Source organism: Nocardiopsis eucommiae (assembly GCF_965344335.1).
GTDB classification, from domain to species: domain Bacteria; phylum Actinomycetota; class Actinomycetes; order Streptosporangiales; family Streptosporangiaceae; genus Nocardiopsis; species Nocardiopsis eucommiae.
The window spans coordinates 137611-162461 of record NZ_CBDRIY010000003.1; the positions used below are offsets into that span (position 1 = coordinate 137611).

The 24851-nt window shown below is 70.4% G+C and carries 20 protein-coding genes and 1 riboswitch; of the genes, 7 read left to right on the forward strand and 13 right to left on the reverse strand.

Translation table 11 applies throughout. The features are described from left to right. Positions 1-119: 119 nt before the first annotated feature. Positions 120-1040, reverse strand: coding sequence for a cell envelope lipid trafficking protein PgfA (gene pgfA, locus ACRWK8_RS03195; protein WP_431868205.1), 921 nt, complete (start codon positions 1038-1040; stop codon positions 120-122). Between the two features lie 157 nt (positions 1041-1197). Here pgfA and ACRWK8_RS03200 point away from each other — a divergent pair, with 157 nt between their 5' ends. Beyond that, positions 1198-2505, forward strand: a complete 1308-nt coding sequence (locus ACRWK8_RS03200; protein ID WP_431868207.1) for an acyltransferase family protein — start codon at positions 1198-1200, stop codon at positions 2503-2505. A 6-nt stretch (positions 2506-2511) separates the two neighbouring features. Here the strand turns inward: ACRWK8_RS03200 and ACRWK8_RS03205 are convergent, their stop codons facing one another. After that, positions 2512-4518, reverse strand: coding sequence for a hypothetical protein (locus tag ACRWK8_RS03205; protein WP_431868209.1), 2007 nt, complete (start codon positions 4516-4518; stop codon positions 2512-2514). A gap of 137 nt (positions 4519-4655) precedes the next feature. Here ACRWK8_RS03205 and ACRWK8_RS03210 point away from each other — a divergent pair, with 137 nt between their 5' ends. Together ACRWK8_RS03210 and ACRWK8_RS03215 are read left to right on the forward strand one after the other, a co-directional pair. Further along, positions 4656-5411 carry a class I SAM-dependent methyltransferase gene (locus tag ACRWK8_RS03210; RefSeq protein WP_431868211.1) on the forward strand — a complete coding sequence of 252 codons (756 nt, stop codon included), beginning with the start codon at positions 4656-4658 and terminating at the stop codon, positions 5409-5411. Next, positions 5408-6142, forward strand: a complete 735-nt coding sequence (locus ACRWK8_RS03215; RefSeq protein ID WP_431868213.1) for a class I SAM-dependent methyltransferase — start codon at positions 5408-5410, stop codon at positions 6140-6142. Before ACRWK8_RS03210 ends, ACRWK8_RS03215 begins: the two co-directional genes overlap by 4 nt. Here the strand turns inward: ACRWK8_RS03215 and ACRWK8_RS03220 are convergent. Both ACRWK8_RS03220 and ligD read right to left on the reverse strand, forming a co-directional pair. Beyond that, positions 6105-6329 carry a DUF397 domain-containing protein gene (locus tag ACRWK8_RS03220; protein ID WP_378740755.1) on the reverse strand — a complete coding sequence of 75 codons (225 nt, stop codon included), beginning with the start codon at positions 6327-6329 and terminating at the stop codon, positions 6105-6107. The two genes, ACRWK8_RS03215 and ACRWK8_RS03220, sit on opposite strands and share 38 nt — an antisense overlap. Before the next feature lie 297 nt (positions 6330-6626). After that, positions 6627-7544, reverse strand: a complete 918-nt coding sequence (gene ligD, locus ACRWK8_RS03225; RefSeq protein WP_431868215.1) for a non-homologous end-joining DNA ligase — start codon at positions 7542-7544, stop codon at positions 6627-6629. A gap of 333 nt (positions 7545-7877) precedes the next feature. Between ligD and ACRWK8_RS03230 the strand changes: the two genes are divergently transcribed. The 4 genes from ACRWK8_RS03230 to ACRWK8_RS03245 all read left to right on the forward strand — a co-directional run bounded on the left by ACRWK8_RS03230 (position 7878) and on the right by ACRWK8_RS03245 (position 11871). Further along, positions 7878-9122, forward strand: a complete 1245-nt coding sequence (locus tag ACRWK8_RS03230) for a hypothetical protein (protein WP_431868217.1) — start codon at positions 7878-7880, stop codon at positions 9120-9122. A 174-nt stretch (positions 9123-9296) separates the two neighbouring features. Beyond that, on the forward strand, positions 9297-9623 hold the full coding sequence (locus ACRWK8_RS03235; protein ID WP_431868219.1) for a hypothetical protein: 327 nt from the start codon (positions 9297-9299) through the stop codon (positions 9621-9623). 58 nt (positions 9624-9681) lie between these two features. Next, positions 9682-11391, forward strand: coding sequence for an alpha/beta hydrolase (locus ACRWK8_RS03240; protein WP_431868221.1), 1710 nt, complete (start codon positions 9682-9684; stop codon positions 11389-11391). A gap of 9 nt (positions 11392-11400) precedes the next feature. Beyond that, positions 11401-11871, forward strand: a complete 471-nt coding sequence (locus tag ACRWK8_RS03245) for a hypothetical protein (protein WP_431868223.1) — start codon at positions 11401-11403, stop codon at positions 11869-11871. 85 nt (positions 11872-11956) lie between these two features. On the opposite strand, the gene ACRWK8_RS03250 is transcribed toward ACRWK8_RS03245, so the two are convergent. From ACRWK8_RS03250 to ACRWK8_RS03290, 9 genes are all read right to left on the reverse strand, one after another. Then, complete coding sequence (locus ACRWK8_RS03250) at positions 11957-12901, reverse strand: electron transfer flavoprotein subunit alpha/FixB family protein (protein ID WP_431868225.1); 945 nt, start codon at positions 12899-12901, stop codon at positions 11957-11959. Between the two features lie 33 nt (positions 12902-12934). After that, positions 12935-13714 (reverse strand): electron transfer flavoprotein subunit beta/FixA family protein, encoded by a 780-nt coding sequence (locus ACRWK8_RS03255; protein ID WP_378740771.1) that lies wholly within the window; start codon positions 13712-13714, stop codon positions 12935-12937. Between the two features lie 410 nt (positions 13715-14124). After that, the gene (locus ACRWK8_RS03260; RefSeq protein ID WP_378740774.1) at positions 14125-16557 is read right to left on the reverse strand and encodes a protein kinase domain-containing protein; all 2433 of its coding nucleotides are present in this window, start codon (positions 16555-16557) and stop codon (positions 14125-14127) included. Positions 16558-16995: 438 nt separating this feature from the next. Further along, positions 16996-17787 (reverse strand): enoyl-CoA hydratase/isomerase family protein, encoded by a 792-nt coding sequence (locus ACRWK8_RS03265; protein ID WP_378740776.1) that lies wholly within the window; start codon positions 17785-17787, stop codon positions 16996-16998. Between the two features lie 56 nt (positions 17788-17843). Next, positions 17844-18650, reverse strand: coding sequence for an energy-coupling factor transporter transmembrane component T family protein (locus tag ACRWK8_RS03270; protein WP_431868228.1), 807 nt, complete (start codon positions 18648-18650; stop codon positions 17844-17846). Then, positions 18647-20197 carry an ABC transporter ATP-binding protein gene (locus ACRWK8_RS03275; protein WP_431868230.1) on the reverse strand — a complete coding sequence of 517 codons (1551 nt, stop codon included), beginning with the start codon at positions 20195-20197 and terminating at the stop codon, positions 18647-18649. The genes ACRWK8_RS03270 and ACRWK8_RS03275 overlap by 4 nt, the downstream gene beginning before the upstream one ends. A 3-nt stretch (positions 20198-20200) precedes the next feature. Next, the gene (locus ACRWK8_RS03280) at positions 20201-20839 is read right to left on the reverse strand and encodes an ECF transporter S component (protein WP_378740780.1); all 639 of its coding nucleotides are present in this window, start codon (positions 20837-20839) and stop codon (positions 20201-20203) included. A gap of 82 nt (positions 20840-20921) precedes the next feature. After that, a riboswitch (TPP riboswitch) is annotated at positions 20922-21029 on the reverse strand. Positions 21030-21163: 134 nt separating this feature from the next. After that, the gene (locus ACRWK8_RS03285; protein ID WP_378740782.1) at positions 21164-22054 is read right to left on the reverse strand and encodes a glycoside hydrolase family 19 protein; all 891 of its coding nucleotides are present in this window, start codon (positions 22052-22054) and stop codon (positions 21164-21166) included. Positions 22055-22278: 224 nt separating this feature from the next. Next, positions 22279-24525 (reverse strand): transglycosylase domain-containing protein, encoded by a 2247-nt coding sequence (locus ACRWK8_RS03290; RefSeq protein WP_431868233.1) that lies wholly within the window; start codon positions 24523-24525, stop codon positions 22279-22281. Between the last annotated feature and the right edge of the window lie 326 nt (positions 24526-24851).

The following is a 24851-nucleotide window of genomic DNA, read 5'->3' on the forward strand; positions in this document are numbered from 1 at the left end:
GTGCCTGCGGTGCGGCCACGAGCGCGGCCGTCACGGTGCGGGACCGTGGGCGCCGGGGTCAGGCGGCGCGGGGTCGGCTTGCCGGGGGGTGTCGGGGGTGAGCGTTCCCGTGGGGGGTGTCAGCCGTGGTTCTCGGTGCGGCGGCCGGTGACCAGCAGGACGACCGCGATGCCGACGAACCCGGCGCCGAGCACCAGCGCGCCGAGGGGCAGCGTGGTGTGCAGCAGCGGCAGGACGGTGCGGGCCTGCTCGGAGTTCTCGATCGCGGCGGCGCGGGTGGCGTCGTCGAACCGGAGCTCACCGCTGAGCAGGGTGAGGACCTCCTCGCCGTCGACGACGACGGTGCGGTGGTGCTCCTCGCTCATGTCGATGGGGGAACCGCTGACCGGCTCGATCCAGTAGGTCCGGACGATGGAGAAGGTCTCGTCGCCGACCACGTCGCCGTCGCCCTCCAGCCCGGCGACCGAACGCGGGAGCTCGCGCTCGTCGATGACGGTCGGCTCGACGGTCTGGACGAACTTGTAGGCCTCGACGCCGTCGACCTCCTCGACGCCCTCGAACTCCATGGGAACGACTTCCTGGACGGTGGTCTCGAAGAAGTCGTAGTCACGCTGCTCGGTGAAGAAGGGGAACTTCCACCCCTGCCCGGACTGCTGGACGGCCTCGTCGTTGATCATGGCGTCGCAGCAGTCGACGAGCTCACCGGTGACGCGGTCGTGCCCGGCGCGGCGGTTCGTGGAGCTGATGCCGAAGTCGGTCTCGGCGTCCTTGATCCACGTGAACTGGTCCCACACCACCACGTCGTCGGTGCTGGAGGCCACGTCGGCCCGGATGGTCGAGTGCGCCTCCACGTCGGCGTCCTCGACGAGCTCGACGTCCTCGATGTTGAAGTAGGTGATCTCTCCGACGTTGACGGTGGGGTTGTAGTAGTCCAGTGGAGTCTTCATCAGGGAACTGGACATCCACGTGCGCATCATGGGTGCCAAGGCGAGACAGAAGACCCCCAGCGCGATGAGAACAACCGCAACGGTACGGCGCATGTGCCCTCCTGGGCGGATGAGAGTCAAGAGCTGGAACTAGGTTCAGTTCCGGGTAGAGTACTGCCCAGTAGTGAACGACGTCACCTGGGCGTGTCTGAATTTTTATAACACGTTCTAGTAGAACGCGTTTCGGCTCCCTCCCGTTCTGGAAGGCCCCATGGCGCCCATCTCCTCCGCGCCCGAGGACCCCACCTCCGGCAGCGCCCGAACCACCACCGCCGACCCCGCGCTCCTGCTGCCGCAGGTGAGCGGCCGACACCACGCCCTCGACGGGGTCCGCGGGCTGGCCTGCCTCATGGTGCTGGTGGTCCACGTGTCGACGGAGACCGGTGACGCCCTGGCCCCCGGGCCCGTCGGAGCCCTCCTCAGCGCCTCGGCCATGGCGGTGCCGCTGTTCTTCGCCCTGTCCGGCGTGCTGCTGTACCGCCCCTGGGCCCGGGCCGCGCTGGACGGCACACGAGGGCCGAACACCCGCGCCTACCTGTGGCGACGCGTCATGCGCGTCTTCCCCGCCTACTGGGTGGTGGCGGCCGTGGCCCTCGTGCTGTACGCGGGCGACCACCTGACCTCGGTCCGGCACTGGGCCGAGGTGCTCACCCTCACCTTCCCCTTCAACACCAGCCCGCACTGGGCCGGTCCGGGCCCCGAGGGGCTCGGCCAGATGTGGAGCCTGTCGGTCGAGGTGGCCTTCTACCTCACCCTCCCGCTCTTCGCGGTCTTCCTCGGCCTGTGGGCCCGGGGCGGGGCGACCGTGGACGCGCGCGGGCGCAGGATCATCGGCGGACTGGTCGTGATCACGGTGCTGTCGTACCTGGCGCTGGTCCCGCAGTACTTCCCGGAGCCCCGCGAGCTCATGCACTCCTGGCTGCCGCGCTGCATGGGCATGTTCGCGGTCGGGATGGCGCTGGCGACCCTCTCCGAGTGGGCCTGGCGGGAGAGCGGCCCGGACGGCCCGGTCCGCCGGTTCTGCCGGACCGTCGGCACCTCACCCGGGCTGTGCTGGGCGGTCGCCGCCACGTTCTACGTCCTGGAGGCCACGCCCGCCGCCGGGGGCCGGTTCTTCGAGCCCGGCAACCTGTGGGTGTCGGTCATCGAGTCGACCACCAGCATCGGTTTCGCGTTCTTCGTCATCGCGCCGGTGGCTCTCGCCCCGCCCGCGCCCGAGGGCCCGCGCCGACGGCTGCGCGCGCTCGCCACGTGGACCGACGGGGCCTGGCTCGACGGGTTGATGCGTCACCCCGTCATGGTGTTCTTCGCGCCGATCAGCTACGGGGTGTTCCTGTGGCAGTTCGTCGTGCTGTACCTGTGGCGCGACTTCACCGGGCAGGACGTCTTCACCGGGTCGTTCTGGCTGGACATCGTCCCGGTACTGATCGGCAGCGTGCTGTTGGGCAAGCTCACCTACCACTTGGTCGAGGAACCCAGTCGCCGCTGGTCACGGCGGTTCTTCACCACGAGGCGCTGAGGGCGCTCAGCCCGCGTCCTCGGCCGCGTCCTCGGCGCCCTCCTCGGCCTCCGCGTCCTCCTCCGCCACCTGGCTCGCCGGGAACAGCTGACCCAGTGAGGCCCAGGTGACGCAGGTCCTCCCGGCGTCGGTGAACAGCGTGAACGTGGTGTCCCGCTCGCTCACGGGCACGTACCAGAACCCGCCGTCGGGGGCGGCGGGAAGCTCGGTCTCCACCTCCTCCTCACCGACGACCACCACGAGGTCGGCGTCCTCCTGGGAGGTGTAGCCGATGGTCGCCACCTGCTCGATCCCGCCGACCTCCCAGACGCTCCAGGACATGAGGCCGTCCCAGCTCGCCATGCACTCCTCGTCCTCCGAAGGGCGGAAGGCGTTGGCGCGCGCGGTCGGCGCGGCCTCCACCAGGTTCCCCTCGTCGTCGAAGACGTGGGCGCTGTCGGACTCCTCGGGCGCGTACATCCGGGCGGCCACCTCACGGTCGGCCAACGGGGAGAGCACGTAGGAGCTGAGCCTGCGCGGTCCGTTCCACTCCAGGACGATGTCGTCGGGGACCGCCCGGCTGTACAGGCCCGCGTCCCGGGGCACGTCCTCCAGGGAGGCCCGGACGTTGGCCAGGTACTCGCGCTGGCGGTCGCCGCTCAGCGTCCCGGCGTAGGTGTACGTGGAGTAGGAGGCGGAACCCGCGTAGACGAGCGTGACCACGACCGCCGCCACCCAGACGGTTCGCGAGGGCCCGGTCAGCTGGATCGGGCGCCGTCTCCGGCCCACCCACTCGCGGGCGCGCTCCTCCTTCGTCGCGAGGAAGGCCAGGGCCAGCACGAGAGCGAACACCAGGGCCGCGTCCGCCACGTAGCGCGGATCCGATCCCACCTCCCCGTAGACGCCGCCCCGGGCGATGGCGGTGGGGACGGCGTCCACGAACACCAGGTACCCCGCCAGGATCGCCCAGGCCCGCCAGGACGTGCGCCGCACCCACAGGCTCACGAGCACGATCACCGCGAACACCGCCCACGCGCCGACCAGCACCGGACCGAGCGGGTCCACCAGGCCGCCCGCCGGGGTGACCGGCCCCCACTCGAAGGGCCCGCCCAGGGCGCCGGTCGGGAAGACCTCGCCCAGCATCCGCCGCACCAGCTGCGCCACCACCTCGGACTCGGGCACCGACGCTCCCTCGCCGCTCGTGGAGGCCCGCTGCCGTGCCAGGTACAGGACGAGGTAGGCCGCGCTGATCCCCGCCATCGCGCACCAGTGGCCGCGGTGGCGCCGGAAGGCCTGGCGCACGCCCTCCACGAGGTTGCCGGGGTACAGGAAGGCCACCGCCACCACGAACACCAGCGACGGCAGGAAGAGCGCCTTGACCGAGAACAGCATCCCGAACACCACGGCGCCCACGGCCCACCAGGAGAACAGGAGGTTGCCGGTGCGCAGGTAGCGCACGGTCCACAGCAGCGCCAGCACGATCGCCAGCTGGAAGGGCACCGCGTTGAGCGCCGCCGACCACCAGCCCAGCACGGGGACGGTCAACGGGGCCAGCGCGTACACCGTCAGCGGGACCAGCAGCGCCCACCGGCGACCGAAGAGCTCCCACGACAGGCGGAGGAAGGCCAGGACCGCCACCGCCTGGAGGAGGAGCATGATGCCCGCCGCCGACGCCCAGTGGAAGGGACCGAAGGCGGTCTGCACGTACACCAGGAACAGGGCCCCCGGCATGAAGTGGCCCTTGTGCAGCTCCAGCAGGTACTCCGGCGACAGGTCCTGCGCGTGCGCGGCGGCGAAGAAGAGAAAGTCGTCCTCCACGAAGTACGACTCGCCGAGGACGTACACCCTGAGGGCCAGGGAGAACAGGACCACCACCAGCCCGACCTGGAGGATCCGGTCGCGCCACAGCCCCCGCAGCGCGGCCAGGCTCTCGCCCAGCACGTCGCCGTAGGTGGGGTCCTCGTCGGGCCCCACCTCCGCCCTGCGTACGCTGGTGGCCGCCCCGCCGCGCTCCGTGGGGGAATCAGGCGCCATGGGTACTCTCCCCGCCCTAGGTTGGCCATCCCGGAAAATGGGTGCCAGAATACAACACGTTCCACTTTCTTTCCTGACCGTTGTCGCAGGTCCTGATGGACCGCGAGCCCAGAACAGGAACAAGCTCCAGTTCCTGGGTGGTCACCAGTGCCGTGGAGGTGATGCCGGTGGGGCTCGAACAGGTCCGCCGTGACTGGACCCGGCTGGGTTCCACTGAGCCGCTGTGGGCGGTCTGCGTCGACCCGGACAAGCGCGACGGCGGGTGGAACGACGACGAGTTCCTCGCCTCGGGCCGCGCGGAGATCGACCCGGCCATCAGCCGCCTCGACGAACTCGGGCTGGCGCCCGGACGCGGCCGGGTCCTCGACTTCGGCTGCGGCGCCGGGCGGCTCTCCAACGCCCTGGCCGCCCACTTCGGTCAGGTCGTCGGCGTGGACATCTCGGCGCCCATGCTCGACGAGGCCCGTCGCCTGGACCGCTCCGGAGGCCGGATCGAGTTCGTCCTCAACGAGCGGCCCGACCTCTCCCGGTTCGAGGACGACTCCTTCGACCTGGTCTACACCGACCTCGTCCTCCAGCACCTGCCCACCGACCTGGCCGAGGGCTACCTCCGGGAGTTCGCCCGCGTGGTGCGGCCGGGCGGGGCCCTGGTGGTCGGCGTGCCCGAGTCCGAGCGGCGCACCTTCAAGGGCCTGGTGTTCCGGTACGTGCCCTGGCCCCTGGTGGCCCTGGCACAACGGGTGATCCTGCGCTACCCGGCGCCCATGAGGATGCACACCCTGAGCACCGAGCGGATCTCCCAGCTCCTCCCCCACCGGATCGCCGCCTCCGACGAGTACTGGGGCGGGGACCACTGGCGCCACCTGCGCCACTACGTCGAGGTCGGAGCATGACCGCGCCGTTCCGCGCCACCCTGGCCCGCTCCGTCCGGCTGTTCTCCGCGTTCCGCAGGGAACAGACCGATCCGGCGTTCTTCTACGGGATGCTCGCCCGCGACACCGTCGACCAGCTGCGCTCGTACACGCCACTCGACGGCAGGCTGGTCGTCGACGTCGGCGGCGGGCCGGGCTACTTCGCCGACGCCCTGCGCGCCGAGGGCGCCCGCTGCCTGTGCGTGGACTCGGACGCGCACGAGATGACGCTGCACGGGCGCGAGGCCGACGCCAACGCCGTGCAGGGCAGCGCGCTCGACCTGCCGCTGCGCACGGGGACCGTGGACGTGTGCTTCTCCTCCAACGTGCTGGAGCACGTGCCCGACCGGACGCGGATGGCGGACGAGATGGTGCGGGTCACCCGCCCGGGCGGGCTGGTGTACCTGTCGTACACGCTCTGGCTGTCGCCCTGGGGCGGCCACGAGACCTCGCCCTGGCACTACCTGGGCGGTTCCTACGCGGCCGAGCGGTTCACGCGCAGGAACGGGCGACGGCCCAAGAACGACTTCGGGCGCACCATGTACGCGGCGCACGCCAAGGAGATGATCCGCTGGGTCCGGGGCCGCACCGACGTGGACGTCGTGGACCTGCGTCCGCGCTACCTGCCCACGTGGACGAAACCGATCGTCCACGTGCCGTTGCTGCGGGAGATCGTCACCTGGAACCTGCTGATCGTCCTGCGCAGGCGCTGATCGGTCTTCTCGCGGCGCCCAGCAGGGCCGCCCACTCCGCGTGCGGGAAGGCCAGCGACCCGAGCCCGCGGTTCTGGGTGTCGCGGACCAGGGCACGGGTGCGCTGGTCCGCGACCTCGACGCACTCCTTCGCGGTGGTGCTGTACGAGGACTTACGGAAGACGGGATCGTCAACGGCAAGGCGCATGAACGGGCCTTTCGCTGGGGGAAGGTACGCGGACTCAGGCGCATCCTGCCCGTGATCACCCTCCGAAATCAGAGGCGAACGTCCTGAGTGCCCGACCAGGCAAGGCCATCACACCCCAAAGCAGGTCAGACCCCAAAAAGGCCCCAGAACCCCCACCCCGAAACCCCTCACCCAGGGTGACAAGTTCGCCGAATGACCGGCTTCGTGCTCTCGCTCCGGGAGAGCGTCCAGGGCACCGTCACCCTGCGGGCCGCCTCTCCGTGCATCTGGCCCGAGGGCACACCCGACTGACCGGTGTCATCCCCTCTGACCTGTCCGGGGGCCGGGCACCATGCCGCCCTCGCCCCGGTCCAGCTGTGCCAGTGCCCGACGCGGCGACCGCGCGTGCCTGCGTATCCCGGCGAAGGGGCACTCCTCGCGCTCCATCTCGATGGTGAGGTCCCGCGACGTACTGAGCCGGTCCAGTTCCTCCCAGGTCACCGGGGCCGCGACCGGGGCTCCCGGCTTGGGTCGGACCGAGTAGGGCACCACGGCGAGCTGACCGGTCCCGTTGCGCAGGTAGTCCACGAACATCCGTCCGTGCCGGGCCGCCTTGCGCACCCGGGTGGTCCACTCGTCGGGCGCCCGGGCCGCCACCCGGTCCGCGACCGCCTTGGCCAGCTTCCGGACCTCCATGTCGTCCACCTCGGGGCGCAGCGGGGAGTGGACGTGCAGCCCCCGGGAACCGGTGGTCATGACGTAGGCGGCCAGACCGAGCTCGGACAGCACCTCGCGCACGTTCCACGCGGCGTCGCGGCAGGAGTCGAAGGACTCCTCCGAGCCGTCCAGGGGGTCGAGGTCGATGACCATCCGGTCGGGAACCCCCAGCCGGGGGGTGCGCGAGGACCACGAGTGCAGGGTGATGGCGTCCTGGTCCGCGCACCACACGAGGGTGGCCGCCTCGTGGCACTCCATCATCCGCCCGGACGCGGTCCACAGGGTGCGGATCCACTTGGGGTGGGCCGGGTGCTGCACCAGGAAGCCCGGGGACTCGATCCCCTCGACGTACCGCTCCAGCGCCACGGGACGGCCCTTGACCAACGGAAGCATGAGCGGCGCGATCCGCGCGTAGTAGTCGGCCAGGTCGGCCTTGGTCGCCCCGCCGGGCCCGAAGAGCGACTTGTCGGAGTGGCGGACCTCCACCTTGCGTCGTCCCGCGCGCACCGTCGTTCGCATGAACGCTCCTCAGGGTCGTCGTGCGCGGGATCTACCCGAACACTTCCCCTGAAAACCACACCAAACCTTTCATATAGCGCAAACCACCTGGCACTTCTCCCCTCGGGGCGCCGACGGTGACGGGGTGAATCCGCCGAGTGCGGACCATCCCGCTCCCTGGAACCCCTGCCCCCTGAGGAGTGCCGTGTCAGACACGTTCGACCGGCCCTGGGGGCACTGCTCCGCTCCCTGGGGACGTCCGTCGAACTCCCCACGAGGACCCACGAGCTGGCCGCCCTCTACCGGCAGGAGCTGAGGAACGCCGCCGACGCCCGGGGCCGCCCGATCCTGGTGGTGGCCGGCAACGCCTCGTCCGTGGGCCAGGTGGACCACCTGAGACCGGGCGCGGGCGGGCACCGCCTCCTGGTGACCTCCCGGTCGCGCCTGGACGCGTTGTCGGCCCAGCGCGTCGACCTGGACACCCTGTCCGAAGGGGAGTCACTGGAGCTGATGAGCTCCCTGCTCAGCGCGCTCGGTGAGCGGATCCACCTGGGCGAGGACCCCCAACCGGAACGGATGATCGTGCAGGCCTGCGGAGGCCTCCCCCTGGCCCTGCGGATCTGCGTCTCCCTGCTCCGGTCCGACCCCGAGCGCCCCCGCGAAGAGCTGGCCGCCGAGCTCGCCGCGCCCCAGGGACGGCTGGCGACGCTGGACGACGGGCACCACTCGGTCTCCACCATGCTCGACCTCGTCGTCGACCGGCTCACCCCGGAGGAGGCATGGCTGTTCGACCTCCTGGGCGCGGCCTCCGCGCGGGTGTTCTCCACCGAGTCGGCCGCAGTGCTCACGGATCTGGAGCCCCAGCAGACCCGGGGGTTGCTCACCAGGTTGGCCAGCGTCCAGCTGGTCCAGAGGGGGCACGGGCGGAGGTGGGTCATGCACGACCTCATCGCTGACTATGCGCAGGTCAGGGCGGCCAAGTACGCGGACGAGACGCAGCGGTCGGCCGTGGTCCGCCTGCTGGAGCACTACGCGGACACGGTCGAGGCGGCCGTCGCACGCTGGGCGGGCCTGGACGGGGTCCCCGCGGAGGCGACTCCCCCGTTCCGGACCGGCCCGCAGGCGTGGCGGTGGCTGGAGCGGGAGCACCCCGCCCTGGTCGAGGCCACGCGCGCCGCCGAGGCCGTCGACCACGACGTCGGGAGGATCCTGCTCCCCCTCGACCTGTACGACTACCTGGTGGGGGTGCGCCGGGCGGTGCGGGCCAGAGCCCTGTTCGCCCACTCCGACGACAGCGACGACCAGGGCTGGCCGAACGACCCTGTGGCCTGTTCCAAGATGGCCACGGCGCTCTCGGCCCTGGAGGACCTGGGCGGCGCGGTCGCGGCCCGCGAGCACGCCGTCTCCCTCTTCCGTGACGCGGCCGACCCGGTGGCCGAGGCCTACGAGTGGACCCAGCTGGCCCGCCTCCGGATGATGGGCGACCAGGCGGCCGAGGCGGCCTCCGCGCTGAGGCGTGCCCTGGGCCTGGTGGGCGGTCGCGACCCGGAGTTGAGGCTCCTCATCGGGGCGCTCCTCGACCAGTGTCTCGCGGACTGACTGGGAAAGCCGACGCCCGGAGGACTTGATCGCGACGGCCCGGGACTTCCCACCGTCATCCCCGCGGGGCCGGATCCGGCCAGAACTCGAGGGGCCGCCGCTCAACGCGCACGCGAACCAGCACTTTCTGTAGCATCGCGGGGGTACCCCTCCCCCTTCGCAATGGAGTGTGTCGTGTCCGGAGAAGCCGGAGTCAACCCTGTCGAGGCGATGAGCGAGGCCGAACAGGCCGAGGCGCTCGCCGAGGCAATGGTCTTCCTCGGAAGGGACCTGGAACTCATCACCTCGGATCTGCGAGCCGCCGTGTCCGAACACGTGTCCCCGGCCATCGGCGACTACGAGGAGGAGACCGTCCTCCACCTGGGCCAGGTCGCCCAGAACGGCATCAATCTGGCCCAGAACATCCAAGGCGCCGACCTCGCGATCGCAGACACCGACCACGAGAACGCCGAAGAGTTCCAGGAGGGCCTAGAGGCCCTCGACATCCAGATCAACTTCTAGCTCGCGATCCCCCGCAGAGCGCCAGGCCCCCACCTGAGCCCCGGAGACGGAAACAGCCATGACCGCTATCGCCGACCTGCACCTCGGACTACCCAGCGACATCGAAGCCGAGATCGGCGACATCGAATCGGGCGCCGACGATCTCGACCAACTCCGCCAGACCATGCTCGGCGACGCCGAGACCACCGACACCCAGTTCCGCACCGCGTCGGGGGAGTTCACCGACCTCATCGCCTGGAACATCGTCACAGCTTCCTCCACCGAACTGATGGCGTGGGAAGAGGCCACGAGGGCCCTGACCTACGGGTCAGGGACCCTGCGTCTGTGGGCGAGCGACATCGGGACCTACCGCGCCGAACGCGCCAGCATCCAACGACGCTGGGACGAGGCCAAAGCCGACGCGGAGTCGGCCGTGTCCAACATCAGTTCCAAACCCAACATGCATGGCTCCCTGTCCTCCGCCCCCGTCAAGGCGGAGAAGATCGAGGAACTGGAGACTCTGCGCACCGAACTCCTTTCGGAGCACTCGGGGCGCTGGGAGACCCTGATGGAGCAAGCCGACCAGACCAAGAAGGACCTTCGAGACGGCCCTGGTGAAGCCACCCTGGAACGACTCGTTGAAGCCGGCCTCCTCACCGGAGCACAACTGACCTACCTCGGAGACGCTGTCCCGAGCATGGTCCCCGACGAGCTGACCGGAGACGAACCCCCCGCAGTCGTCAACCTGTGGTGGACCTCCATGACGGAGGAGGAACAACAGGAGGCCATGGAGGACCACCCCGAACTCCTTCGCGACCTCGACGGAATCCCCGCTACGGTGCGTGACGAGCTCAACCGCGAACACCTCGACAACGAGATCGAACGTCTCGAAGAGGAGCTCGAGGAAGTACGGGAGGAGCACAGGGGCAACCCGGGCCCCGGCAATTCCTTCCCCCGGCTGGAGACCAGCGAGGCCATCAGTGAACTCACACAGGGCGTCTCCACCCTTCGAGGACTGCGTAACAACGTGGAGGGAAAGGAGCTGGAAGGCGAGCCGGAGGCGCACCACGAGCACCGGTTCCTGCTGTCCCTCGACACCGAGAACCTGGGCCGGGCGATTGTCGCCCATGGCAACCCGGACACCGCAGACAACGTAGGCACCGTTGTGCCGGGTACCAACGCCGACTGGCGCAGTGTCAACGGCCAGTTCGAGTACGCGGGCGCAATAGCGGAGAGCGCATACGACGTGGACCGGGATGCGAACCACTCCGTTATCGCCTGGATAGGCTACGACGCCCCCCAAGGCTTTAAGGCAGCCGCAGAAAGGGAGCACGCCGAGAACGCGGTCGACGAACTCGGCGCCTTCCAGGACGGTCTACGCGCCACCCACCAGAGCACCTCCCCTTCGCACAACACCGTCATCGGACACAGCTACGGATCCACTGTGGTCGGTCACACGGCCTGGAGCGAGCGAGGACTGGCCGCGGACGAGATCGTCCTCGTAGGAAGTCCCGGAAGCGGCACCACCCATGCAGATCACCTGGGCCTGCCCGCAGAGAACGTGCACACCTCCACAGCCGAGAACGACAAGATCTCTTGGACCACCGGCTTCACACATGGCCCCGACCCCACAGCTGGGGAGTTCGGAGCCAATACGTTCGGTTCGAGTCCGGGATCCAAGGGGGGAAAGCTCCCTTTCGGCGATGCACACTCGGAGTACTTCGAGAGCGACTCCGATTCGGTCGAACGAATTGGCGAGATCCTCGCTGGCCAAGCGAACGGGGGATAAGTGGCATTCATGATTCGAAGTGTCCGAAGTCGGTGGCGGGTGGCGCTCGCCGCCGCACTGACACTGGTCACCGTCGGTTGCACGCCCAGCACGAGCATCACCCGCGACGAGGCCGAGGAACGTCTCCAGGAACACGCCACCGCCGCCGCTGACGTCCTCCCCGACGAGCTCGAACTCGACACCACCCGAAGAATCAACGCGCCGCCCTGTGACACCTCCGAGGACCAGATCTGGGTGTCCCAGTCGTTTTGGTTGGACGGTCTCCCTGTGGAGGACAACGAAGCCAACGTTGACGCACTGGTGCGGCACTGGGAGGACAACGGCTACGAGATCACCACCGACGAACGCCCCCAGAAGCTTCGTGTCGGCGCCTCGCACAGTGAGGACGGATTCGAACTGAGGGTCAGGACCAGTGTCCAGGGGGATCTGTCTCTTCGCGTCTCCTCCCCCTGCATCTGGCCCGGGGGCAGCCGCTGGTAGTGAGTCCCTGGTCACGCACGACGAAGGCCGACGCCCGGCCGGAGTCTCCTCCGGCCGGGCGTCGGCTCGAATCAGCGAAGCGCGGTTACTTGCGCTTGTTGATCTCCTCGGTCAGCTGCGGGGCGACCGTGTGCAGGTCACCCACGACACCGAAGTCGGCGAGCTCGAAGATCGGCGCCTCGGGGTCCTTGTTGACCGCGACGATGTTCTTCGAGGTCTGCATGCCCGCCCGGTGCTGGATCGCGCCGGAGATGCCCAGGGCGACGTACAGGTTCGGGCTGACCGTCTTACCGGTCTGACCGACCTGGAACTGGTTCGGGTACCAGCCGGAGTCGACGACGGCGCGCGAGGCACCGACGGCGGCACCGAGGGAGTCGGCCAGGTTCTCCACGACACTGAAGTCGTCCGAACCCACACCGCGACCACCGGAGACCACGATGGCGGCCTCGGTGAGCTCGGGGCGCGCGCCCTTCTCCTGGGCGACGCGCTCGACCACCCTGGCGGTCTTGGCGGCGTCGGAGATCTCGACCGCCACGGCCTCCTCGGCGGCGGCGCCGGCGGCGGCCTCCGACACGACGGAGTTCGGGCGGACCGCGACGACCGGGACACCGGTGGTGACGCGGGCGTGCGTGACGGTGGCGCCACCGAAGACGCTGTGCTCGGTGACGACCTCCGCGTTGACGTCCACGACGTCGGTGAGCACGCCCGAGCCCAGCTTCACGGCGGTGCGACCGGCGATCTCCTTGTTCTCGGCGGTGGCCGAGACGAGGATGGCGGCGGCGCCCTTCTCCTGCGCGAGCTTGGCGAGCAGCTCGGCCTTGGGCGCGACGACGTAGTCGTTCACCTCGGCCGGAGCCACGTAGACCTTCTCGGCGCCGAACTCGGCCAGCGCAGCCCGGCCCGACTCCACACCGTCTCCGACCCACACCGCGGCGGGCTCGCCGATGCGGCGCGCAGCGGTCAGCAGCTCGGTGGTGACCTTCTTGACCTGTCCGTCGACGTGGTCGACGAGGACGAGGACCTCAGCCATAATCCTTGAACCTTCCTGAGTCTCTCGCCTGACCTACACGAACTTCTTCTCGGCGAGGAAGTCGGCGGCCTTGGTACCGCCGTCGCCCTCGTCCTTGACGATCGTGCCCGCAGCGCGCGGCGGCGCGGCGGCGAAGTCGACGGTCTCGGTGGTGGCGTTGGCCAGACCGACCCTGCCGGTGTCGATGCCCGCGTCGGCCGCGGACTTCTTGTCGACCGGCTTCTTCTTCGCCTGCATGATCAGCTTGAAGGACGGGTAGCGGGGCTCGTTGATCTTCTCCACGACGGAGACGACCGCCGGGAGCTGGGCCTCGACGACGTCGTAGCCGTAGTCGGTCTGACGCTGGATCCTGATCGCGCCGCCGTCGACGTCGACCTTGCCCGCCAGCGTGAGCTGGGGCAGGCCGAGGTACTCGGCGAGCGCGGCACCGACGACACCGGTGCGGGCGTCGGTGGACTCCGAGCCGAGGACGACGAGGTCGAACTCAAGGGTGCCCAGGGCCTGCGCGAGCGCGTAGGCGGTCTGGATCGCGTCGGAGCCGTGCAGCGCCTCGTCGTTGACGAAGACGGCCTTGTCGGCACCCATGGACAGGGCCTTGCGGATCGAGTCCGTGGCCTGGTCCGGGCCCATCGTCAGGATGGTGACCTCGCCACCGTGCTTCTCCTTGAGGAGGAGCGCCTCTTCGATGGCGTACTCGTCGAGCTCGTTGATGACGCCGTCGGACGCTGCGCGGTCCAGCGTCCTGTCATCGGCGTTGAGCTTCCGTTCGGTCGCCGTGTCCGGGACCTGCTTGACCAAAACGACAATATTCATGGCCGGTGGCCGACCTCCCTGCACTCCCATATCCGCCGTCAGGCGGGTGGGCGCTGGCGCGCCCCGATACTGCCAACAATGCCGAATGCCGTTCGGTCATCCGACGGCGGGTCCGGTGTACACGTCTACATCCGACCCGCGTGTGCTCATAGCAGAGATGTTACTCGCTAGTAGCTTGAAGGCCAACCCGCGCCCCCACAATCGACTTAGGAAACCCTAACCAGAGCCCGGACGACAGCCGCCGTCGGGCCCACCGGACGGCGGTCACCAGTGCCGACCCCGGCGGGGCGCGGAACCCCCACACCCACCTTAGTGACCGGTTCCGCGCCGTTGACGGGCACACCGCCGCCGAACGACGGACGCTCCCCCTCCCGGCGGGGAGAAGGAGCGTCCTCGGTGTGCTTCCTCGTCTAGCTGAACCAGTCGGAGGGACCGGTGAGCGGCCCGGTGGTCCAGATCGGGGCCGAGCTCAGCCCGACGGAGAGGATGAACATGGTGATGAGCACGATGGCCACCACCACGCCCACGTAGACGTACAGGTTGCTGAACCGGGCCCGCTCGACCAGCCAGACCGCCTGGTGACGAGCCTCACGCCCGCTGGGCATGATGTAGCTCAGCAGGATCATGACGAAGACCGCGAAGGCGCCCGTGTAGTTGGCGCCCTCCCCCGGCACGTCCATGATCCTCGCGTAGACCATCCCGACGAGGATGCCGCCCAGCAGGTAGATCAGGCCGAACCCGACCGTGCGCAGCGCCATGCGCCCGAACGCCCACGGGAAGCTCAGCGCCACCACCATGCTGTCGGAGCTGCGCGGCCCGCGCGTCTGGAGGCGTCGGGCGTGCTCGGACTTGACCACGTCCAGCGCTCCCAGGCCCGCGATGACCACGATGCCCAGGATGATGCCGATCCACGGGAACCACAGCGCCACACCCGCCAGCGCGACCATGACCGGGATGAGCACCAGCGGGTGCATCCTCCAGGACTCGTCGTAGTACTCGTCGTCCTCGTGCTCGTCGTACTCGTCGCCCTGGCCGTCGCCCCGGAAGTAGTCCCCGAACCGGTCGCCGCGACCGCGACGGAAGCGCCCGAGCAGGCCGCCGCGCTCCTCGAACTCCCCCTCCTCGAACTCCTGCGTGCTGTTGGCCCGGCCCTGCTGGCCGACCGGCGTCAGGATGTCCTGGAAGGCGTTCGGGTCCAGCGGGGAGTTGAAGAACTGGGTCTGCGGGGCCCCGTCCGAGTCGACCCGCCGGGGGGCCTCGTGGGGGGAGACCTCCCCCTGCTGTCCCATCATCATGGTCCCGGCGGGGTCGTCCCCGCGCGCCAGCTGCCCCGGCTCGAAGCGCTGGGTGCCGTGCACGTCGTCCCTGCGGCCCAGTTCACCCGGGTCGAAGCGCTGGGTGCCCTGCATGTCGTTCTGGCCGGGCCGGATGCGCTCCGTCCCCTGCGGGTCGTGGAGGTCGTCGGAGGAGCCCGGGGTGATCCGCTCGGTACCGGCCAGGTGGGACGAGAGGTCGTCGGTGGCCTCGTCCGGTTCGCCCCAGGCCGTCGCGGCGCGGCCGCCGCTGAGGTCGTCCGTGGCCTCCGCGTCGGAGCCCCAGCCGGCGGAACGCGCGCCGTTCAGGTCGTTGGTGGCCTCGTCGTCCGCGCCCCAGCCCGACCCCGGGGCGGGCCGACCGCCGCTGAGGTCGTCCGTGGCGTCCTCGTCGGCGGTCCAGCCACCCGACCGCGCGTGGCTGGTCTGCGGCGCCGAGGGGCTGGCCCAGGCGCTGGCGGTGTTGGTGGGGTTGCCGCCGCTCGTGTGCGCGGGCCCCCAGCCGTCGGTGGCCCGGCCCGCGACGTACCCGGCGGCACCGCCGAGCGCCGCGCCCGCGGCACCGGCCGCCGCCGCTCCGCCGAACCCCCCGCCGCCGTGGCCGCCCGAGGCGGCCGGGTTCTGGGTGGGAGCGGGGGCGTGCACGGTGTGTCCGCCGGTCTGTCCGGCGTGCGGCATGCCGCCGGTCGGCTCGGTCCAGGGCAGGTCGAGGTTGAGGCGCCCCGTCTCGGCCACCAGTTCGGCGGCGGTGGGACGCGCCGACATGTCCCGGGAGACCGCGCGGTTGACGAGCGGGCGCAGCGCCTCGTGCATCCCGTCCATGTCGATCTCGCCGTTGAGGATGCGGAAGAAGATGACCTCGAACGAACCGGCACCGTAGGGCGGACGGCCGGTCGAGGCGAAGGCGACGGTGCCGCCCCAGGCGTGCACGTCGGTGGCGGGGCCCAGGTCGGTGCCCTCGATGACCTCCGGGGACAGGTAGCTGGGCGTGCCGACGAACGTGCCGGTCTGGGTCAGCTTGGCACCGTCCACGGCGTGCGCGATGCCGAAGTCGATCACGATCGGCTCGCCGTTGGAGATGATCACGTTGCCGGGCTTGAGGTCGCGGTGGATCACGTCCACCGCGTGGATGTCCTTGATCGCCCGGGCCATGCCGGTGACGAAGCGGGTCAGAGCGCGGCCGCGCAGGGGGCCGTGGTCGGTGACGGTGGCGTCCAGGGTGGGCCCGGGGATGTACTCGGTGACGACCCACGGCAGCTCGGCCTGGGTGTCCGCGTCGATGACCTCGGCCACGTTGGGGCTCTGCACACGGCGCATCGTCTCGACCTCGCGGGCGAGCCGGGCGCGTGCGATGTGGTCACCGGCGACCTCGGGCTTGAGGACCTTCACCGCGACGAACTGGTCGGTCCGGGGGTCCTCGGCCTGGTACACCACACCCATCCCGCCGGCGCCGATGCGGCGGCGGATGACGTAGTGGCCGATGCGCTCCGGCAGCTCTTCACCCGTGGGGAAACCTGCCGACATTGCCATCGAGAACTCATCCCCTCAAAAGACCACATACCACCACGTCCAGCATATCGGCCGGGGGGATGGGTCACCATTGGCTTGTGTGGCCCCTCCGAGGGGCCCTGCGGTCTGTTCGGTCCCGCCGGAGGGTGTGGGCGCCACACGCGCCACCGCGGACTCCGGGCGAACCGTCCGTCCTCGGACGACCATTGACGAGTATGACGGAAAAACCACGCGTGCGGTTCCCCGCGCCCCCACCCGGCTGGCCGGTTCCGGACGTCTTCCCAGGGTCCCGCGTCGCCAGTCGACGCGACGAGGGTTCGAAGTGACGACAAGGTGATGCGAACCGGGCGCGTGTCCGAGCCGGGACGCCGGGACGGACGCCCCGACACTACCCGCCTCGGACCGCACGGACGCCCCCAGGCCACCGGGGTGGCCTGGGGTGCCGGTCACAGCCGGGGCTCAGCGGCCGACGAAGGTGGCCTTGCCGGGCCCCTCCTCGACGAAGCTCCGCATCCCGGCCTTCTGGTCCTCGGTGGAGAACAGACCCGAGAAGTGCAGCCGCTCGATCTCCAGACCGGTGTCCAGGTCGGTCTCCAGCCCCCGGTCGATGGTCTCCTTCGCGGCGGCCAGCGCCACGGCGGGACCGTCCACGTACTTCGCGACCAGTGCGACCGCGGCCGTGTAGACCTCCTCGTCGGGCACGACCCGGTCCACGAGGCCGATCTCCCGCGCCTCCTCGGCCCGCACGTGACGACCGCTGAACACCAGGTCCTTGGCGCGGGCGGGACCGATCAGGCGCGGCAGGCGCTGGGTGCCGCCCGCGCCCGGGATGACGCCCAGCTGGATCTCGGGCTGGCCGAGCCTGGCCTTGGCGCCCGCCACCCGGAAGTCGGCGCACAGCGCCAGCTCGCAGCCGCCGCCCAGCGCGTATCCGCTGATCGCCGCGACCACGGGCTTGGGAATGCGGGCCACCGCCGTCAGGGCGTTCTGGAGGGCACGCGAGTACTCCAGCATCTCCGCGTGGGTGAGGTCGGCCATCTCCTTGATGTCGGCTCCGGCCACGAACGCCCGCTCGCCGCCGTAGAGCACCACCGCGCGCACGGAGGGGTCCGCGGAGACGGTGGCGGCCGCCTCCGCGATCTCCCGGGTGACCGTGCCGTTCAACGCGTTCAGCGCCTTGGGACGGTCGATCCGGATGACGGCCACACCGGGGTTCTCCGGATCGGCCTCGACGCGCACGAACTCGCTCACGTTCTCCACCTTCTTCGCTTCGACGTCAGTGTCCGCTGCTTACCTAACCACCCGGGTCAGCGGAAGAGCAGCACCAGGGTCCCCAGGCGGGCCGACACGGCGTAGGCGGTCACCAGCAGCAGTGCGGTACCCACCAGCAGGAGGGTGTCGGCCGCCCGCCAGCGGCTGTACCGCGCGTGGGTGCGGGGCCCGGTGCCGAAGGCCCGCGCGTCCATCGCGGTGGCCAGCAGCGTCCCGGTCCGGATGGACCGCACCAGCAGTGCGAACAGCCGTCCGAAGAACAGCGAGACGATCCGCAGGGGGTTGCTCCCGGCCTCCAGCCCCCGTGCCCGGCGGGCCAGGGTGATGGTCCGCCACTGGTCGGCGAGCAGCGGGATGAGCCGCAGCGCCGCGAGCACGCCCATGGCGGGGCGCTCCGGCACGCGAAGCCGCTGCACGAGGCCGTCGGACATCTCCGTGGGGTCACTGCTGATCGCGGCGAGCAGCCCGGGCAGCGCGATCGCCAACAGGCGCACCGCCGCGCCCACGGCGCCCTCCAGACCGTGCTCGCCGTACAGGTAGTTGACCGCGCCGCTGCTGAGCCCCATGAGCAGGAAGGGCCCGCCCAGGACCAGCAGGGTGCGCCGGTCCACCCCGCTGAACGGCACCGTGACCAGTACCGCGAGCAGGACGAGTCCGCCGGTGACGGCGTCCACCGCCGGGATCAGCCCGATGCCGATCAGCAGCGCGGCCAGCAGCTTGGCGGCCGGGTTCAGGCCGGTCAGCCAGTACCGGGCGCCGCCGCCCTCGGGCACATCCAGGGTGAGGGTGTCCCCGCCCTTGGCGCGGGGCACGTCCGGGCCGTTCGTGTGCCGGGAACTCACGCCTCCCCCTCTCGTGACGTCGCGGACCGGGCCGCCCCGACGGGTGCCGCGCGTCCCTCCGCGACCCGTACTTCCACGTCCGTCAGGCGGCGCAGCAGGAGTTCGTCGTGGGTGGCCATGACCACGGCCCGTCCCTCGGAGCGCAGGGCGCCGAGGAGCTCCACCAGCTCCGTCCAGGTACGGGTGTCCTGGCCGAAGGTGGGCTCGTCCAGCACCAGCAGGTCCGGGGCGTGCGAGGGGCCGGAGCTGAGCGCGGTCGCCACCGAGAGGCGCCGCTTCTCGCCGCCGGAGAGCGTGTACGGGTGCACCTCGGCCAGCCGGGTCAGTCGCAACCGCTCCATCAGCTCGCCCACCCAGGCGTCGGTCTCGGCCGCGCCCATCCCCGCGCGCAGCGGCGCGAAGCGGAGTTCGTCGCGGACCGTGGCGGTGACGAACTGGTCCTCCGCGTGCTGGAACACCGTGCCCACGTGGCGGGCGAGGCGGCGTGCGGGCCAGCGCACGAGCGGGCGCCGGTCGGTTCCGGCAATCGGACCGCGCGGCAGCACCTCGCCCCGGTGCGGACGCGAGAGCCCGGCCAGCATGGTGAGGAGCGTGGACTTGCCCGCGCCGTTGGGGCCGGTGAGTGCGGTGGCGGTTCCGGCGGACAGCATGACGTTCACGTCGTCGAGCACCGTCCGCCGGGGGGCGGCGCGCACGCCCACCTGGAAGGGGGTGCGGGCGCTGACGCCGACGGTCTCCACCAGGGGCACGCCGCCGGGAGCGGGCGTGAGCTCGGGGACGGGTTCGTTCCCGGGGATCCACACGCCCTGGTCGGCCAGCGAACGGCCGTGTTCCGCGAACACCCGCGCCGGGGCGCCGTCCGCGATCACTCCCCCGCCGGGTTCGACCACCACGACCCGGTCCACCAGGTCGACGACGTCGGCCACCCGGTGCTCGACCAGCACGAGGGTGGCCTCGGTCTCCGCGAGCAGGCGGGAGAGCAGGTCGCGCACGAGCACGGCCCCGGCCGGGTCGAGGTTGGCGGTGGGTTCGTCCAGGAGCAGCAGACGCGGCCGCATGGCCAGCGCACCGGCGATGACCAGGCGCTGCTTCTCACCTCCGGAGAGGGCGCCCGTGGAGTGCCGGAGGCCGTAGGGGAAGCCGACCTCCGTCAGGGAGCGCTCGACCCGGGGCCAGATGTCCTCGGGGTCCACCCCCAGGTTCTCCAACCCGAAGGCGACGTCGTCCCCGGCCCGGGCCATCACGAGCTGGGTCTCGGGGTCCTGGCTGACCAGTCCGACCCCGCCGCGGCCCCGGTCGGCGGGGGCGCCGTCCACCAGCAGCGAGCCCTCGTGCTCCCCGCTGATGGCGCCGTCCTCGCCGGTGAGCCCGGCCAGGGAGTGCAGCAGGGTGGACTTCCCCGCGCCCGAGGCCCCGAGCAGCAGGACCCGCTCCCCCGGTTCGACGGTCAGGTCCACTCCGCGCAGGGCGTGGGTGTCACGGCCGGAGTGCTTCCATCCCCAGCCGGAGAGTTCGACGCGAGCCCCGCGCGCGTTCGGTCGTGTCACGGGTCAGCCCCTGGCCGAGGGGAAGGGGGCCAGCGCGCCGGACCTGGCCAGCGCCGTGGTGAGCAGGCGCGCGCCCACGCCCGCGATGACGGCCGCGCTGAGGACCACGATCACGCCGTAGGTGAGCTGGTACTCAAGGGGCCAGGTGACGTTGTAGGCGATGTTGTCGCGGATGGCCGGGGAGAGCCCGGCCACGGCGGCTGCGAGCACGGCCACGCCCATGTTCCAGCGCCGGTAGGCGAAGGCGAGGAAGACCAGTTCGGGCAGCAACCCCTGGAGGGTGCCGTCGACGACGACCATGACCCCCCACTGGGTGCCCAGCACGGCCGAGACGGAGGCCGCGGCGATCGAGGTGAGCAGGGCCGCGCCGGGTTTGCGGATGATGAGCCCGCCGAGCACGCCGGAGATCAGCCACATGCCGTAGACGACGGCCTGCCCGGGCGGGAACGCCACGAACAGCGGTGTGGTGACCGACCAGACGATGTTCCACAGCCAGAAGACGACGCCGACCGCGACGCCGATCACGGCGGCCACGACGATGTCGACGGTGCGCCAGCTCCGGGCCTTGGCAAGGATCTCCTGGACGCGGCCCACGGGCTCCGCGGTGGTTCCGGTGCCGGTCCCGCGGTTCTCGGTACTCATGCTGGTTGATGTCCCTTCGTCGGGGTGACGAGGGCCCATGTGGCCAAGAGCGCCGGTCGGGCGCGCGCTGGCGCACGCACGACGGCGGTTTCCTACGACTTCCTTCGCTGGCATGACCCAGATCAGGTGTGTAAGGGTCTGCGGCCGGGTGCCGCACTCTCAGCGCTCACGCGCTCCCCTGTCGGATTGCCTCCATTATGGGGCAAACAGGATGCGCGGTGAAGACCTTCCCTCGGGACACGCAGGAGCGGGGATGCGCCCGGCGGTGCTCGCCGGTCGCACCCCCGCTCGGGTGCCGCCACGGGTGCGTCGACGCACCTGGGGTCAGCAGCTCAGGTTCGACCCCGTGGTGGTGCCGAGGATCTGGGCGAACTGCGTGAAGGTGTTGATGCGGCTCTGCACCTGTCCCGGGTTGCCGCCGTTGCACTCGATGGACCCGTTGATGGAACGGATCGACTCACCGAAGCCGTGGCCGTCGACGATGGCGGTGTGCCCCGACATCGTCCCGGCACCGCTCTGGGTGTTCCAGAACCAGAGTCCGGTCCGCCAGGCGATCGCGGCGTCCTGCTCGACGAGGTAGGGGTTGTTCAGCAGGTCGATGCCGAGGGCGTCCCCGGCGGCCTTGTAGTTGTAGTTCCAGCTCAGCTGGATCGGGCCCTTGCCGTAGTAGGCGTCCTGACCGGCCGGGCAGCCGAAGGGCTGGCTCGGGTCGCAGTAGTGCGGGTAGTTGTCCTCGTTGATCTCCTTGATGTACACCAGCCCGCCGGTCTCGTGGCTGACGTTGGCCAGGAAGGCGGCGGCCTCGCGCCGCTGCACCTCGACGCTTCCGGTGTTGGTGAAGCCCGGGTAGGAGCTCAGGGCGTCGGTGAGGCCGGAGTAGGTGTAGAAGGGGTTCCGGTTCGGGAACATCTGGTTGAACTGGGCCTCGCTGACGACGAAGTCGCTGGGACCGGGCTGTTCGCCGCCCCCGTCGTTTCCGCAGGGGCCCTGGTCGGCCCAGACGTCCGAGGTTCCGGGACGCTCGTTCTGCGTCCACCACTTGGCGGTGTAGTTGCGGCCTTCGAAGGAGACCTGGCCGCCGCCGGTGTAGACGGCGGAGGAACTCCAGGCCGTCGCGCAGGCGGTGGCCGCCGTCGCGACGGTCGCGGGGAGGGCAACGAGCACAGCCGCGATGGCGCCGAGCACCGCGAGCTGACTCAGGAGACGTCGGATCACGTGATCACACTCCTAGGGTGCGGCGCTGCGTCCGACCGCGCGCCGCAGGGGGGTGACGTCACCTAAGCAAGAGTGGTCTAGACCTGTCAAGGTCCAGACCACGGAAGGTGAGAACCGGGTGACGGTCCGGATCGGAACGGCGGCCCGCCTCCCGGCCCGGCGGCCGGTCCGCCTCGCGACGGTCTCCCGTGGTCACCGGACCGGGGGGCTGCTTCCGAAGGCGTCTAGGTGCCCCCGTCGTCTCCCGTGCCGCCTTCGCCGGTCCCGCCTCCGCCGGTGCCGTCCGCGAGATCCTCCGCGTCCTCGGCGTCCGTGTCGCTCCCGCCCTCGTCGTCATCGTCGTCGTCACCGCCCCGCTGCTCGGGAGGCTCGGTCTTCGGGTCGCCGAAGGCGCCCGGCGACCCCGCGAACGCGTCCGAGGGCAGGTGCTTGGTGGCGCCGCGCATGCTCTCCTGCCAGATCGGGCCGGGCAGGGTGCCCCCGTAGACGATCTCGAAGTGCTGCCCGCCGATCGTCACGCCCTGGAGCGGGTTCTCCTCACCGCCGCGCACGTCGCCCACGACCACGGCCGAGGAGAGGTTCGGCGTGTACCCGGCGAACCAGGCGTAGGCGGCCCCGTCGGTGGTCCCGGTCTTGCCCGCGGCCGGACGCCCCAGGTCCAGCCCGTTGGCCGTACCCCCGTCGAAGGTCTGCTGGAGCAGGTGGTTGACGCCGTCGGCGGCGTCCTGCTTGACCGTGCGCTCGCACTCCGAGGTCGTCTTGAGCTCCTCGCCGGTGCCCTCCTCGGTCACCATGCGCACCGGGCGCGGCTCGCAGTACTCGCCCCTCGCGGCGAAGGTCGCGTAGGAGGAGGCGACGGTCAGCGGGGACACCTCCTGGTCCCCGAGCGTGAAGGAGCTCCACACCCCGAGGTCGCTGCCGTCCGCGCGGTGCACCCCGGCCTTCTCCGCCATCTCCGAGGTCTCGCACAGGCCGACGCGCTTCTGGAGCTGGGCGAAGTAGGTGTTCACCGACCCCTTGGTCGCGCTGATCATGTTGTGGCTGCCGTCGTCGCTCTCCCCGGCGTTGCGGATGCTCCACGAGGACATCCTGGTGCCCTCACAGTCGGACATCCCGCTCAGGGACAGGTTCTTGGGCGAGGAGAAGCTGGTCCCGTACCCCAGGCCCTTCTCCAGGGCCGCCGCCAGCGTGTACGTCTTGAAGGTGGACCCGGCCTGGTACCCCAGGGAGCCCCCGTCCTCCTGGTCCACGGCGAGGTTGAGGGAGGTCGTCCCGACCTGTTCGTCGTCGAAGCCGTACCGCAGGTTCTGCACGAGGGCGCGCACACGGCCGGAGCCGGGCTCGACCATGGCCTGGGCGGCGAACTTCGTGGAGTCCTCGTGCGGGACCCGCTTGTCGACGGCGTCCTGGGCGGCGTCCTGAGCGGCGGTGTCGAGTGTGGTCCGCACGATCAGCCCGCCCTGGGTGATGCGCTGCTCACGCTTCTCGACGGTGTCCCCGATCAGGTCGGAGGCACGCAGCCAGCGCATCGTGTAGTCGCAGAAGAACGGGTAGTCGCTCTCCGAGCAGCTGCCGCCGCGCGGACTGGGGTCGATCCCCAGGCCCTTCTTCTTGTGGGCCTCGGCCTCGTCCGCGCCGAGGACGTCGGTGGCCACCATCCGGTCCAGCACGAGGTCGCGGCGTTCGAGCGCCTCGTCGGGGTTGTTGAGCGGGTCGTAGAAGGAGGGTGCGCGCACCAGACCGGCCAGCATGGCGGCCTGCCCGGCGTCGAGGTCGGCGGCGGGGACGGAGAAGTACCGCTGCGCGGCGACCTCGATCCCGTGCGCGCCCGCGCCGAAGTAGGACAGGTTCAGGTACCCCTCCAGGATCTCGTCCTTGGTGAGGCGTTCCTCGACGTCGATGGCGTAGCGCAGTTCGGTGAGCTTGCGGCCCAGGTTCTGTGCGCTGGCGCCGTCGACCTCCTCCTCGGTGTCGGCGGTCTCGATGAGGAGGTTCTTGACGTACTGCTGGGTGATGGTCGAACCGCCCTGGGTGTCGCCCTGGGCCGTACGCGCGGCGGCGCGGATCACACCGCGCAGGTCCAGGCCCTTGTGCTCGTAGAAACGGTCGTCCTCGATCGCCATGAGGGCCGTTCCCACCCACGGGCTGATGTCGTCGAGGTCCACCACGCGGCGTTCGCGCTCGGAGACCTCCGCGAAGGGCGTCCCGTCGTCGGCGGTGAGCAGGACCGTGGAGGACAGGCTGGGCACGTCCAGGTCGGCGGGCAGGGACATGAACCCGGCGGCCGCGTCCCTCGCGACCAGGCCGACCCCGCCGACCCAGGGCATGACCAGGGCCGCTGACAGCAACCCGGCGACGGCCCCGAGCCCGGAGAGCCTGAGCAGGGCCTCACGCCGGTCCTGCGGCTGGTCATGCTTCAGGAACCCCCGGATCGCCTCCAGGAACGGACCTCCCTGGTTCGACTCCGCCACGTCGCCCCCCTACGGCCGTGTGCTGTCCGCTCGCCGCGCGACACGAACACTGCGACGCCCACACTCGCAGGCGCTACGCAAAGGGAGGTCCGTCAAATCAGGCGTGTTAGCGAAAACCTTCATCAATCCACGGCAAAGCTGACAGATCGTTCATGTCGCACGGATTCGGATAGAACATCCGAAACCAGCACTCTCTTTACTCGACATCAAGACGATTCGACGCCGAACTCCCGGAGTTCAGAGACGGGCCGTCCGGATATGGGGCGAATGATTCCCGTGAGACTCGTCGGGCACAAGTGAATGTCCGGAATGCAGCCCCGCCACCC

Bases quoted from the DNA above. Each gene is read 5' to 3' on its own strand.
- pgfA (WP_431868205.1), bottom strand. From the start codon at position 1,040: ATGCGCCGTACCGTTGCGGTTGTTCTCATCGCGCTGGGGGTCTTCTGT.
- ACRWK8_RS03200 (WP_431868207.1), top strand. From the start codon at position 1,198: ATGGCGCCCATCTCCTCCGCGCCCGAGGACCCCACCTCCGGCAGCGCC.
- ACRWK8_RS03205 (WP_431868209.1), bottom strand. From the start codon at position 4,518: ATGGCGCCTGATTCCCCCACGGAGCGCGGCGGGGCGGCCACCAGCGTA.
- ACRWK8_RS03215 (WP_431868213.1), top strand. From the start codon at position 5,408: ATGACCGCGCCGTTCCGCGCCACCCTGGCCCGCTCCGTCCGGCTGTTC.
- ACRWK8_RS03220 (WP_378740755.1), bottom strand. From the start codon at position 6,329: ATGCGCCTTGCCGTTGACGATCCCGTCTTCCGTAAGTCCTCGTACAGC.
- ligD (WP_431868215.1), bottom strand. From the start codon at position 7,544: ATGCGAACGACGGTGCGCGCGGGACGACGCAAGGTGGAGGTCCGCCAC.
- ACRWK8_RS03240 (WP_431868221.1), top strand. From the start codon at position 9,682: ATGACCGCTATCGCCGACCTGCACCTCGGACTACCCAGCGACATCGAA.
- ACRWK8_RS03245 (WP_431868223.1), top strand. From the start codon at position 11,401: ATGATTCGAAGTGTCCGAAGTCGGTGGCGGGTGGCGCTCGCCGCCGCA.
- ACRWK8_RS03250 (WP_431868225.1), bottom strand. From the start codon at position 12,901: ATGGCTGAGGTCCTCGTCCTCGTCGACCACGTCGACGGACAGGTCAAG.
- ACRWK8_RS03255 (WP_378740771.1), bottom strand. From the start codon at position 13,714: ATGAATATTGTCGTTTTGGTCAAGCAGGTCCCGGACACGGCGACCGAA.
- ACRWK8_RS03260 (WP_378740774.1), bottom strand. From the start codon at position 16,557: ATGGCAATGTCGGCAGGTTTCCCCACGGGTGAAGAGCTGCCGGAGCGC.
- ACRWK8_RS03280 (WP_378740780.1), bottom strand. From the start codon at position 20,839: ATGAGTACCGAGAACCGCGGGACCGGCACCGGAACCACCGCGGAGCCC.